This is a genomic window from Rhizobacter sp. Root1221 (assembly GCF_001425785.1).
Lineage (GTDB): Bacteria > Pseudomonadota > Gammaproteobacteria > Burkholderiales > Burkholderiaceae_C > Rhizobacter.
On the sequence record NZ_LMDI01000023.1, the window covers coordinates 229,185 to 241,873 of the forward strand.

12 protein-coding genes are annotated in these 12,689 nt (G+C 68.4%); 5 read left to right on the forward strand and 7 right to left on the reverse strand.

Annotation, left to right across the window (positions count from 1 at the left end; genetic code table 11):
- Positions 1 to 16: 16 nt before the first annotated feature.
- The 7 genes from ASC87_RS32465 to epsF are packed head-to-tail and all read right to left on the reverse strand — an operon-like array spanning position 17 to position 7,871.
- Positions 17 to 1,072, reverse strand: coding sequence for a glycosyltransferase family A protein (locus tag ASC87_RS32465; protein ID WP_056664765.1), 1,056 nt, complete (start codon positions 1,070 to 1,072; stop codon positions 17 to 19).
- Positions 1,069 to 2,421 (reverse strand): hypothetical protein, encoded by a 1,353-nt coding sequence (locus ASC87_RS32470; RefSeq protein ID WP_056664770.1) that lies wholly within the window; start codon positions 2,419 to 2,421, stop codon positions 1,069 to 1,071. The genes ASC87_RS32465 and ASC87_RS32470 overlap by 4 nt, the downstream gene beginning before the upstream one ends.
- A gap of 8 nt (positions 2,422 to 2,429) precedes the next feature.
- Positions 2,430 to 3,275, reverse strand: a complete 846-nt coding sequence (locus ASC87_RS17525) for a family 16 glycosylhydrolase (protein ID WP_056664772.1) — start codon at positions 3,273 to 3,275, stop codon at positions 2,430 to 2,432.
- Entirely contained in the window at positions 3,272 to 4,456 is a 1,185-nt protein-coding gene (locus tag ASC87_RS17530) for a glycosyltransferase (RefSeq protein ID WP_082568700.1), read from the reverse strand. The genes ASC87_RS17525 and ASC87_RS17530 overlap by 4 nt, the downstream gene beginning before the upstream one ends.
- A complete protein-coding gene (locus ASC87_RS17535) occupies positions 4,449 to 5,474 on the reverse strand; it encodes a glycosyltransferase family 2 protein (protein ID WP_056664778.1) in 1,026 nt (341 codons plus the stop codon). The genes ASC87_RS17530 and ASC87_RS17535 overlap by 8 nt, the downstream gene beginning before the upstream one ends.
- Before the next feature lie 16 nt (positions 5,475 to 5,490).
- Positions 5,491 to 6,417, reverse strand: coding sequence for a polysaccharide biosynthesis tyrosine autokinase (locus ASC87_RS17540; RefSeq protein WP_056664781.1), 927 nt, complete (start codon positions 6,415 to 6,417; stop codon positions 5,491 to 5,493).
- A gap of 23 nt (positions 6,418 to 6,440) precedes the next feature.
- A complete protein-coding gene (epsF, locus tag ASC87_RS17545; RefSeq protein ID WP_056664784.1) occupies positions 6,441 to 7,871 on the reverse strand; it encodes a chain length determinant protein EpsF in 1,431 nt (476 codons plus the stop codon).
- Positions 7,872 to 8,111: 240 nt separating this feature from the next.
- On the opposite strand from epsF, the gene ASC87_RS17550 reads away from it, so the two are divergent.
- From ASC87_RS17550 to ASC87_RS17570, 5 genes are all read left to right on the forward strand, one after another.
- Positions 8,112 to 8,756 carry a sugar transferase gene (locus tag ASC87_RS17550; RefSeq protein WP_235582197.1) on the forward strand — a complete coding sequence of 215 codons (645 nt, stop codon included), beginning with the start codon at positions 8,112 to 8,114 and terminating at the stop codon, positions 8,754 to 8,756.
- Positions 8,757 to 8,826: 70 nt separating this feature from the next.
- Positions 8,827 to 9,900, forward strand: coding sequence for a glycosyltransferase (locus ASC87_RS17555; RefSeq protein ID WP_056664789.1), 1,074 nt, complete (start codon positions 8,827 to 8,829; stop codon positions 9,898 to 9,900).
- A 31-nt stretch (positions 9,901 to 9,931) separates the two neighbouring features.
- Positions 9,932 to 10,630, forward strand: a complete 699-nt coding sequence (locus ASC87_RS17560) for a response regulator (RefSeq protein ID WP_056664791.1) — start codon at positions 9,932 to 9,934, stop codon at positions 10,628 to 10,630.
- Positions 10,627 to 11,793: an ATP-binding protein gene (locus tag ASC87_RS17565; protein WP_056664795.1), complete on the forward strand. Its 1,167-nt coding sequence runs from the start codon at positions 10,627 to 10,629 to the stop codon at positions 11,791 to 11,793. The genes ASC87_RS17560 and ASC87_RS17565 overlap by 4 nt, the downstream gene beginning before the upstream one ends.
- Positions 11,794 to 11,811: 18 nt before the next feature.
- The gene (locus ASC87_RS17570) at positions 11,812 to 12,675 is read left to right on the forward strand and encodes a hypothetical protein (protein ID WP_056664798.1); all 864 of its coding nucleotides are present in this window, start codon (positions 11,812 to 11,814) and stop codon (positions 12,673 to 12,675) included.
- The last annotated feature ends 14 nt before the right edge of the window (positions 12,676 to 12,689 follow it).

Here is a 12,689-nt window from a genome sequence, read left to right on the forward strand (position 1 = left end):
GGATGGGATCAGCCTCTCAGGCCGTGGACAAGGGAGCGGACGAACGACGGAAACGCTTGAGCACCTCGGCGCGGCTGAACCGCAGCTGCACCAGCGTGCGCGCCAGCGCCCGCGGCGAGACAGCCAGTGCCGTGGCCCAGGCCAGGTGCGCCACCCGGGCCTTCAGCCGGAACGGCCGCCCGAACAGCAGCGCCACGGACTTGCGCCACAGCGACCACACGCTGTCCTGGGCGTCATCGGCATAGGTGCCGCCCAGCTTCTTGACCATCAGCCTGTAGTTCAGGAACACCAGTTCACGGTCGAGCAGGTTGCCCGGGGGTAGCGATGCCCCCGCGCGGCGGGCGTGTTCCTGCAGCGCATCGAACTCGCCGCGCCGCAGCGCAATCTGTTTCGTGAAACGCAGGTCCATGCGGCGCGCGTCGGTGTTGTGGTAACTCTGGTTCTGCGTGTGCAGCCGGTAGTGGCCCAGCACCCGCGGCACCACCACGACGGCGCCGTACAGCGGCGCCACCGTGTTCAGCAGGCCATCGGGCGCGGCCTTGACCGACAGCGGCATCACCGCGTCCAGGAACCCCCGGCCGTACGCGTTGCCGGTGCACACCGGCCACACGTAGGTGCCGTGGTGCGCGAACTCGTCGCGCACGGTGTCGGTGTCATAACCCGCGGGGTAGTTGCAGAACACCCGGCCGGTCCAGTCGCCCGCACCGTCGATCACCTTCAACTCGTACTGCAGCTTCGCCGCATCGGCGCGCCAGTGCGACACCACCTCGGCGATGGCATCCGGTTCGAGCAGGTCGTCGGCGTCGAGGAACAGCACCACGTCACCGCGCGTTTCGGCATAGCCGCGGTTGAAGGCGGCCACGTGGCCCGCGTTGTCCTGGCGGATGTAGCGCACACCCGGGAACGACTGGATCACCGCAGCCGAGCCGTCGGTGGAACCGTCGTCGACCACGATCACCTCGAACGGCGCCACGCGCTGGCGCCGCACGCTGTCGAGCGCGAAGCCCACGTACTTCTCGTAGTTGTAGCAGGGGATCACCACGCTGACGGTGGGTCCGGGGGAGGCGGTCATCCGTACGGACCTTTCTCTTCGAATTGCATCGTGGTCATGGGCATCGTGCTGCCATGGAAGCGGCGCCGGAGTTCGCTGCCCGGCGGCGGCCACATCGACAGCAGCACGTAGATCAGCAGCACGTTCTCGGGGGTGAGCAGGTGGCCGCCCTGCACCAGCCAGCAGAAGAACAGCGTGGCGCGGATCTGCACCGGCGCGTGCGAGCGGCTCATCGCGTAGAACATCAGGCCGAGGCACGCCGCGAACCCCAGCAGGCCGTACTCGTACAGCAGCTTGGCCCAGGTGGGATCGTGGAACTCGTAGGATCGGCCCGCGTGGAAGATGGTGCCGGGGCCGTGGCCCACGAACGCCGTCCACGCGGACGAGTCGATCATCTCGTTGATGAGCCGCATGGGCGCCACGTAGCGGATGTAGCCGCTGCTGCTTTCGCTCTTGAATTCGTTGATGCGGCTGAGCGTGAACGTCAGGTTCAGTGCGTCGCCGAACAGCAGCAAGAGGATCAGGCCCACCGTGACGATGATGCCGATGCGCACGGCGGTCTTGAACCCGAACGGGAACATCAGGCCGAAGGCCAGCGCCAGCAGGCCGGTGCCCGAGTACGACAGCATCAGCCCCGCCGCAAAAGTGCCCATGCGCACCCAGCGCTTGAACAGCGCCATCTCGCAGATCAGCGAAAACGCCATCAGGAACGAGAACGCCGACGGCTCGCGCAGGAAGAAGCCGTTGGCCTTGTACGCCGAGCCCGTGTAGATGCTGGAGTTGGCCAGCACGTCGGCGCTGATCACCTTCGGGATCAGCGGCGAGAAGTCGAACAGCCATGCCGGCTTCCAGACGAACTGCAGGCAGAACTGGATCACCCCGACCACGGCGACGAACAGCGCCAGGTTGCTGAACATGCGCATCGCCCACATCCAGGCCTCGCGCGACACCGCGAACGGCCGCAGCAGGAACACGAACGGCAGGTACAGCACCGCCAGCAGGATCAGCGACGCGAACGAGCCGTCCCGGTCGTGCCCGAGGTTCAGGTTCGCCAGCAGGCTCAGGGCACCCACCCCGATGAACATCGTGTACAGGATGAGCCCGGGCAGGTCGAGGTTGAAGCGGTCCTTCGCGAGCCCGGCGAAGATCATCACGTAGATCACCGGCACGGCGAAGTTGAGGCCGTACGAACCGGTGTTCAGGCCGAAGCGGGTCAGCAGGATCAGCGACACCATCGCGAGGATGATGCCCACGCGCGTGCCCTTCGGCAGCAGTTCCGGCAACGGCTCCGGATCCACCTCGTCCACCCACTCGGCCGCCGGCGGCTCGTCGCGCGGGCCGAGGTACGTCGGCGGTACCGGCAGGGACATGGTCGCACTCATTTCTGCCACACGCGGATGTAGTCGACCTTCAGGCGGGCGGGAAACACCGTGGACGCGTCCGGCGGGCCGGGCCACTTGCCCCCCACCGCGAGGTTGATCAGCACGTGCGCCGGACCAGCGTCGCGGCCGTTGTCGTGTTGCCAGGCGTAGAGGCGGTCGACCACCAGTTCACCATCGACGAAATGCCGCACCCGGTCTTCGGTCCACTCCACCGCGAACGTGTGGAAGCCGTCGGCGAAATCGACACCTGCCGGCCGGTACGAGCCGAACTTGTCGAGACGCGTGGCCTCGGTCTTCGTCTTGCGCGGGCCCTTGCCGTGCACGTAGTGGAAGCTGTTGCGCGTGGTGTCGCGGCCGTTGTCGACGATCTCCATGATGTCGATCTCGGGGGGCCACACCTTGTCTTCCGGGTTGAGCCAGAACGCCGGCCACAGCCCGCGCCCCTTCGGCACCTGCACCCGCGCCTCGATGTACCCGTACTGGCCCGACCACTTCGAGCGCAACATGCCGCTGTCGATGCCTCCCGGTTTCAGGCCGCCGGTGACCCGGGCCACGAGCGACAGGCCGCCGTCCTCGAACGTGTGGTTGTCGTTGTCCCGGTACCGCTGCCACTCGTCGTTCAGGCGATCGAGCTTGCCGTCCTCGTAGATGTAGCGGGTGTGGAACTCGCGGCGCAGCGCCGCGGTGTCGCGGATGGACGAACCGAAATCCCAGTCCTTCACGAGCCGGTAGCCCTGGCCCTCGATGGCCTTCGGCACCGCAGGTTCGGCCGCGGCAGGCAGCGCCAGCAGCGACACGAATGCCGCGGCCAGCGCCGAACGGAACCAGGTGAAACGGGTCATGTTCGGGCAGGCGGGCTGAGGCGCCTGGCGTGCGATTGCATCGTGCTTTCGTACAACGCGCGGGTCTGGTGGCCGATGGCCGTCCAGCTGTCGGAGGCCTGCGGCAAAGCGCCGGACGGCCTCGCCTCGATGGCATGGCCCAGGGCCTCGGCGAGGGCGGCCACATCGCCGACCGGGATCAGCCGGCCGTCGATCTCCTCGCGCATGTCTTCCGCGAAGATGCCCACCCGGCTCGCGATCATCCACTTCGAAAACGCCTTGGTCAGGAAGTAGACCCCGCTCGCGTCGATCTGGTGGTACGGGAAGACGAAACAATCGGCCTGCGCGAACAGCAGCGCCATCTCTTCCTCGCTCTGCCGGCGCGCCCGGATCTCGATCACGCTGCCGAGATCGAGTTCAGCGATGCGGGCCTCGATGGGGGCCATGTCCATGCGCGGGCGACCGGCCACCACGAGACGGGTCTTCAGGCGGGTGGCGGCAGGCAGCGCGGCGAGCGCTTCCACCAGCAGGTCGAGCCCCTTGTAGGGCTTGATCTCGCCGAACAGCACGAAGGTCCAGCGCGGGTCGCGGTCGGCAATGGCCTCGGGCGTGGGCGGCGTGACGTGCAGGCGCAACGGCCCGTGCGGGATCACCGCGACCTTGTCGGCGGGAACCCCGCGGTCGATCAGCGTCTGGCGGCCGGTTCGGGTATGCACGATGAGGCGGTCGGCCTGGCGGATGGGCCAGTCGAAGCCGAGATTCTGGAACCACGAGATGCGTTCACCGTTGAAGGCCACCGTGTCGTGCACGGTGAGCACCACCGGGCGGAACAGGCGGATCAGCGCGATGGCGATGCCGTCGACCGGAGGCACCACCGTCCACTGGAAGTGCACCACGTCGGGCTTGCGGGCGATCACACGGGCCACCAGCACGCACAACCCGGCAATGTGCGACAGCCCCTTGGCCACGGCACGCAGCTTCCTCGGCAGCGACAAGGCCTCGTCGACGCGCCGGTAGAAGAACGCATCGACCCGTTCGACAGGAATCTCCTGGCGGTCGTTCTGCCGCTGCGGCCGCGTGGCCCACGTGGACTCCACGCCCGCGGCCACGAGGCCCGCGGTGAGCGCGGCGTCGTACGGGGCGGTGAACAGCGACGGGTCCACCAGCAGCGATTCGATGGGTTTCACGTATGGGTCAGTCATGCGAAGCTCCCACGGGTGCGCTGTCCCACAGCGGGGTGGCAGCCTCGGGCCGCCAAGGTTGTTCGCGCAGCGAGAGCATGCCGTCGAAGAAACCGATGGCCCACGCCGTGTGCATCACGAACGCAGACGGACCGGCCAGCAGCCCGCACGCCGACCGGTGCTTCACCGCCAGGCCCACCGACGCCGCCGCCAGCACAGCGGCGTAGGCCGCGGGCCACAACATCAGCCACGGCACCCAGGCGGCCAGCAACACGGCCACGGCGGAAAACGCCACATGCAGCGGCACCGCAAGCTGGCGCGCACGCATCGAACCCGGGTGGCGCCGCACGGTGCGCGAGCGGCCGCGGCCGTAGCCGGCGTACTGTTTCCACAGGCCACGCAGGGAGTCGCGCGGGTGGTACTCGAGGCGGATGTCGGCGTCGAGCCACACCTTGGCGCCCAGCGCCCGCTGCCGGCAGTCGAGCTCGGCGTCCTCGTTGTGGGTGAAGGTCTCGTCGTAACCGCCGGCGCGGCGGAACGACGCCATGCGGAACGCAGCATGGTGGCCGTGGTCGACGAACCCGCTGCGGCGGCCGCCCCGGTGGGCCGAGCCCCCGGAACCCACCGGTGTGTCGGACACCCACGCCGTGGCGCGCTGCAGGCAGCTGTGCCCCACCGAATCCATGGGTACCACCACCGCATCGGCGCCAGTGCGGTCGAGCGCTTCGACCAGCTGGCGCACGAAGCCCGGCGGGTACACCGCATGGGCATCGCAACGGATCAGCACGTCGGCGTCACGCCCGTGGGTGGCCGCCGCAAGGTTCACGGCCGCGCTCTGGATGCGTTTCGGGTTGTGCAGCAGTTGCACGCCGGCGCGCGCGGCCACGCGATCGGCCGTACCGTCAGTGCTGCCCCCGTCGGCCACGACGAACGTGGTGGCGGCGTCACGCGGCAGGTCCTGGGCAAGGGCCGCCAACACGCCGTCGATGGTGCGGGCCTCGTTGAGGGTGGGGATGACGATCAGGATGGATCGGGTCATGCGGTGCGCCGCTTCCTCAGTACTCGTTGAACATGACACCCGCGAGCTTGGTGGGTGTCTTGTTGATGGCGCTGATCAGCTTCTGCGTGGGCTTCACGCGCGTTTTTCCGGGGCGGGTGAGCACGATGGCCGCACCACACTTCGACGCCACGACCCGCGCGTCGGCGCCGTGGGTGTCGGCCGGGGTGTCCACCACCACGTGGTCGAACTTGCTGAGCAGCTCCTGCATCAGCAGCCCGAAACCCGCACGCTGCACCAGCTCGAGCGGGTTCGGCGGTGTGGTGCCCACCGGCAGCACGTGCAGTGACGGCAGGTCGCGCACCTGGTGGATCACGTTGGCTTCGGCCCGGCCGGCCAGGATGCCGCTCAGGCCCGACTGGTTGGGCACACCGAACAGCTGGTGCTGGCGCGGCGTGCGCATGTCGGCGTCCACCAGCAGCGTGCGCCCCCCCAGCTGGCTGAACGAGATGGCCATGTTGCTGGCGAAGAAACTCTTCCCGTCGCCACTGTCGGGGCTCATGACGGCGAGCGCGCGGCGGGGCTTGTCGCTGCCCATCACGCCCATCATCAGCTGGCTGCGCACCTCGCGGAACGCTTCGGCCTGGTCGCAGAACGGGTCGATCGCGGTGACGAGTTCCTCGTGGAACTGCGCCGTCTCGCTGGCGGCGTACGGGTAGTGGAACTGCTGCGATAGCGCCCACAGCACGTCCTCGCGCGTGGCCAGCTTGAGCGCCACCGCCGCCTCGCCGAAGCGCAGGTTGTGGTGCAGCTGGTGGTGCAGGATCTGCTCCACCTGGTCTTCGGACAGGCCTCGGGCTTCCCGGATGTAGTCGCCGATGTGCCGGTCGAGCACCTGCGGCGCGACGTCCTGTCCGTTCGGACGGGCATCGTGCGGGGAGAAGGAGGACGCAATGAACGAGGGCGGGGGAATACGGCGGTTCATGGGATCCGATCGAAGTCGAGGGTTCACTTGGCCAGGCGCGGCACGCTGCCGCCGCCGAACATCCCGACCTTGGACAGGCCGAGACGCAACCGGCCGTTGGGCCGGGTGCGGTTGTGAACGGGCAGCGCGCCAAGGAGCGGCTGCTTCAGGAAGTTGATGACGTCGTCTTCGGTGCGCAGGCGCTGGTCGAGCGTCTCGCGCACGATCACGGTGGCCAGCGCCAGCAAGACGCCCACCACCATCGCGATGGCGAGGTTGATCTTGGTGCGGGGCGACGACGGCTCCAGCGGGAGCGAGGCATTCTTCAGCACCGAGACGTTGGTCTGCGTGGTCTGGCTTTCCATCGACGTCTGGTTCATGCGGGCGGACACGGCGTCGTACGCGCGCTGCGCGTTTTCGACATCCCGCACCAGCACCGCGGCTTCGTCACGCATCCCCTTGAGCAGCATCATCTTCGAGCGCTGCTCTTCCACCGATGCCCGCAACTGGCCGAGCCGCTGCTGGTTCACACTGTTGTTGGCAGTGACCGATCCGCTGATGCGGCGGGTCTCGGAGTCGATCTTCTGGCGGAGCTGGGCAATGCTGGCCTTGGCCTCCAGCACCTGCGGATGCTGGTCGCCGAACTTGGCGCTCATTTCGTCCAGGCGGGCTTCCTGGCGGGCCAGGTCACCTTTCAGCGACGACACGAGGCCGTTGTTCAGCACCTCGCTCATCTGGTTCGGGTTGCCCCCCATCTGGCCTTCGCGGCCGGCGGATTCGTTCGCGATGGCCTGCAGCGCCACGAGCTGGCTGGTCAGCTCGGTGAGCCGGCCGTTTTCCACGTCGAGCCGCTCGTCGGTGGCCATCAGCCCTTTCTTCTGCTGGTATGCCGACAGCTTGCCCTGTGCGACCTCGAGTGCATCGCGCGCCTGCTTCAGGCGGTCATCGAAGAAACTGCTGTACTGCTTGGCCGGTTCAACGCGCAGGTCGAGGGTGGTGCCCACGTAGGCCGCGACAAACGCGTTGGCGACGGTGGCCGCCTGCTTCGGGCTCTTCGCGGTGTAGCTGACCGCAAGCACGTTGGACTCGCGGCCCGGCCGCACGTCGAGGCCGGCGAGCAGCAGCTCGGCCAGCCAGGCGTTGTAGTCGCCGGCGCCCAGGGTGGCCTCGCGCCACACCTGCTGCAGGTTGGGGTCCTTGTCGAGGCCCATGGACCGGATGGCGCGCAAGGCCACCCGCTCGCTGCGGAACACGTCGGCCTGCGTGGCCATGTAGCCCGAGGCGTTGGCGCCCGGCAGCACCACCCCGGCGATGGGGTCCGGCGACTTCACGTCGAGCACCACACTGGCCGTTGCGGAGTACCTTTTGGGCAGCAATGCATTGGCAACGACCGCCAGCGCACCAGCGCAGGTCAGGACCAGCACAAACGAGATCCAGCGGGCCCGAAGGACGATTAGTAATTGCGTCAGCGACATGTAATTCCTACCTCTCTGATCGGCACATTCTTCCAGCCATATTCAACAAACAAACGCACGGGCGTTAACCCTGAGATGTCGCGGATGTTTTCACGAGTTTCTATGAAGCGAAACCCCTTGCCACCCCCCCAAACGAATGCTGCACTGCCGCATTGGCACAGGAGTTGCACTTGAAGCCATCATCGAATGTGAAGGAGTTCCCAGATGGTCCCGACTGCAGCACACGAGCTTCTACTAGCAATGCGCAGGCCAAAGTCCGGCCTGTCGAACGCTTTCATCGAGCAATTCCACCTGCGCATGAACCAGTTGGCCGCCGCCGTGCTGCTGTTGCTGCTCGGGCCGCTGATGCTCGTGATCGTCGCCATGATCATCCGCAAGGACGGCGCCCCGGTGCTTTTCGGCCACTACCGTGTGGGGCACCAGGGCCGCCTGTTCCGCTGCCTGAAATTCCGCAGCATGTTCCGGAATTCGGAGCAGATGCTGTCCGAGATCCTCGCCACCGACCCGGCCGCCCGCGCGGAATGGGAACGTGACCAGAAGCTCACCCACGACCCGCGTGTCACCCCCATCGGCAACTTCCTGCGCCGCACGAGCCTCGACGAACTCCCGCAGCTCATCAACGTGCTGCGTGGCGAGATGAGCCTCGTGGGCCCGCGCCCCATCACCGTGGGTGAACTCACCCGCTACGGCCGCGTGCGCTGGCACTACCTGAGCGTGCGCCCGGGCATGACCGGCCTCTGGCAGGTCAGCGGCCGCAACAACACCACCTACGCCGAACGCGTGGCGCTGGACGAAGCCTACATCGACAGCCGCTCACTGGTGGGCGACATCACGATCCTGCTGAAAACCGTGAAGGTCGTGCTCGCCCGCGACGGCGCGCGCTGATCCACCCCCCGCCCGGCGGGGCCGGGTTTCCCTTTCTTGTTTTTCACCGTTCGCCCCGAAGGAGTCATGGATGGACAGGGCCCACGCCGCCATCGTGCTCACCGATGAATCCGTGCTGCATGTGGTCGGCAAGTTGACCGAATCGGCATTTGCGTTTGTCAGCAGCACCAGCCAGGCCCTGGGGGACACCGGTGTTCCCCAGACCGTGATCCTGCTCGAGGATCCCCCCAATCCGTCGATGCTGGCCAAGTTCCACCCGGCGGTGCGCCTGGAACTGCCGGCTTCGAATGCCGGGCCCGTCGCCCGGTTCAAGCATGCCGTGCGTGTGTTGTGCCAGGAAGCCGCGTCGCGGCCGGTCGCCGCCATCCACCTGCACGGCCTGATGCCGTCGATGGTGGCGGTGTACGCCGCCTGGTTCTGCGGCCTGTCGCCCAAGCTCTTCCTGCTGCCCCATGGCTCGCGCATGCTGGGTGTGTTGCGGAGCGCCAGCGCACTGCTGCCGCTGACCCGGCGGCCGGCGCTGCCCGCACCCACGGGCAAGCCCCAGCCCGCCGCGGCCGAGGCCGAACAGCCCATCCGCCTGCTGGAACACCGGGTCGACGCCCGTTTCTTCGGCTGGGAGCGCCAGGAATCGCGCCGCCCGCTCGTGGTGGCCGGCAGCTCGTCCACCGATCCGATGGGCCCCGCCCAGTTCGCCCAGATGGCCGTGCTGCTCGGCGAAGAATCGATGGCCCTCAGCTTCAACTGGGTGGGCCGGGTCGATGCCGAATCCCGCGCGCGCCTGAAAGCCGCCAACGTGGGCATCTTCGATGAAGACGACGCGCCAGCCCGTGCGGCCAAGCTCGCCGGCGCCTGGATCTACGTGGCCTACTCCGGCACGTCCCAGGACTTCCCGCTGCTGCTCGCCGAAGCCATGGCGCTCGGCCTGCCGTGCGTGGCCTGGGATTCCCCGCAGATCCGCAACGTGCTGCGCCACGGCGAAACGGGCCTGTTGTGCAGCACGCCGAACCAGCTGCTGGCCAGCATCGCCCAGCTGATCGACTCTCCGGAGCTGCGGCGCAACATGGGTCGTGCCGCCCACGAGGACGCAGCCCGGCGCTTCCACCCGGACCAACTGCGAGATCTGTTGCAAAGTCCGGCCTGACGCCTGGCTCGAACCGCGGCATGATGCCGCGATGATCCACGTGCTGCTGGTCGACGACGATCCCGAACTGCGCACCCTGGTGTGCGACTACCTCGCGCGCTACCGCATGCAGGTCACGGCAGTGGCCGACGGCGCCGGCCTGCGCCGTGCGCTGGCACCTGCCGCCCCCGGGTTCGACGTGCTGCTGCTCGACCTGATGCTGCCCGACGCGAGCGGCCTCGAGCTGTGCCGAGACGTCCGCAAGACGTCCCACCTGCCCATCGTGATGCTGACGGCCCAGGGTGACCCGGCCAGCCGCATCGTGGGCCTGGAGCTGGGGGCCGACGACTACCTGCCCAAACCCTTCGAACCGCGCGAACTGGTGGCACGCATCAACGCCGTGCTCCGGCGCACGGGCACCGGTGCCGGCACGGCTCCGCCGCCGGCCACCCTCGCCCGCTTCAACGGGTGGACCTTCGACCGCGTGCGCCGCCAGCTCACGTCGCCCGACCGGGTGCTGCTCGCGTTGTCCGCGGCCGAGTTCCGGCTGCTCTCCGCGTTCGTGGACCACCCGCGCCGCGTGCTGAGCCGCGAGCGCCTGCTCGACCTCACCCGCACCCCGGGCGCCGACACCACCGACCGCGCCATCGACCTGGCGATCTCCCGGCTCCGGCAGAAGATGGAGGACCCGTCGCTGATCCGCACGGTGCGGGGCGAGGGTTACTCATTCGAAGGCGACCTGGCGCAATGAAGCGCTGGTGGTCCGACACGCTGTTCAAGCGGCTGTTCGTGCTGATGTGGGTGGCCCTGGTGGCCAGCCACCTGCTGGGTTATTTCGCCGCGCACCGGGCTGAACCGCCCGGGGCACACGGCCCCGGCCTTCCCCCCATGCCGTCGTTGCCGCCGCTGGACATGCCCGGGCCTCGGCACGACCAGCCCCCGCCGGGGCCTCCCCGGCCGGGCGGGCCGCCACCGCCGCCGCTGATCTGGCTCGACTACACCGTGCGGGCGCTGGCCATCGCGCTCGCGGCCGCGTGGGGCGCCCGCGGGTTGTCGGCCCCGATCCGCCGGCTCAGCGGCGCGGCCCAGGCCATCGGAGACGCGCTGCACCGCGGCCTGCCTCCCCCGCGGCTCGACGAGGGCCGGGGCACGGTGGAAGTCCGCCAGGCGGCCGAGGTGTTCAACGCCATGTCCACACGGTTGCAGGACCAGTTTGCCGCCCAGCAGTTGCTGATGGCCTCGATCTCCCATGACCTGCGCACGCCTCTCGCCCGGCTGCGGATGCGCGTCGAGCAGCTCGGCGGGCACCCGCAGGCGGACCGCTGTGTGGCCGACATCCAGGAAATGGACACGCTGATCGACGGCGCCCTGTCCCTGCTGCGCGAACAGCACGGCGCCGGACGCCCCGAGCGGGTGGACCTGGCCGCACTGCTGCAGGCCCTGACCGACGACCTGGCGGAACAGGGTCACCCCGTGACGCTGCAGGCCGAACCAGCCCTCGTGGACGCCCACCCTGCCGCGTTGCGCCGAGTGCTCGCGAACCTGATCGGCAACGCACTCGGCCATGCCGGTTCGGCCGCGGTGCGGCTGGCGGGAGACGGGGACGGTGTGCGGGTCACGGTAGACGACCGCGGCCCGGGCATCCCCGCCGACCGCCTCGGCGAGGTGTTCCAGCCGTTCTACCGCATCGACCCCACCTCCCCGGGCGGTTCCCCACGTGGCGCCGGCCTTGGCCTGCACATCGCGCGCGACCTCGCCCGACGCGACGGAGGCACCGTGCAACTCGCCAACCGCCCCGACGGCGGGTTGCGGGCCACATTGCGGTTGCCCCGTGCGCCCGTCGCAATCGTGTCCGCCGCGACACAAACCAGCGAAACACCCGATACAGGAACCCGCCACACTAAAAACCTCTGAAACCGGAGGAGATTCCCGATGCCACAACACGACCATGACCATGGCCTCGCCCATGACCTGAACACCCTGGCCGCATCGTTCGGCCGCCGCAAGGCCCTGCTGTGGCTCGCGGGCATGACCGCGGTGCCGCTGGTGGCCTGTGGCGGGGGCGATGATGCCGATAGCTCGTCCACCTCGTCCGGGTCCACCGACACCACCACGGGCACCGGCTCCAGCGGGTCGACCACCACCGGCACCTGTTCGGTGATCCCCGAGGAAACCGCCGGCCCCTACCCGGGCGACGGCTCGAACTCCAACAGCAGCGGGGTCGTCAACGCCCTCGCGCTGTCGGGCATCGTGCGCAGCGACATCCGCACGAGCTTTGCCGGCGCCTCCGGCACCGCCGCCGGGGTGCCCCTGCTGATGAACCTGCGCCTCGTCAACACCCAGAGCAGCTGTGCCGACCTGTCCGGCTACGCGATCTACCTGTGGCACTGTGACCGCGAAGGCCGCTACTCGATGTACTCGTCGGGGGTGACCGACCAGAACTACCTGCGCGGTGTGCAGGAAACCGACGCCAGCGGCGAGGTCGCGTTCACCACCATCTTCCCCGGCTGCTACGCCGGCCGCATGCCCCACATGCACTTCGAGGTGTACCGCAGCACGGCAACCGCGACGAGTTCAGTCAACAAGCTTCGCACCTCGCAGCTGGCGTTCCCGGACGCGGTGTGCGACGCGGTGTACGCCACGAGCGGCTACTCGGCCAGCGTGAACAACTACGCCAGCATCACCTTTGCCACCGACAACGTGTTCAGCGACGGCGTGACGCTGCAGGTGACCGAGGTGTCGGGCAGTGTCGACACCGGCTACATCGCCACCTTGACCGTCGGCATCTCGGCGTAAACCTTATGATCGCA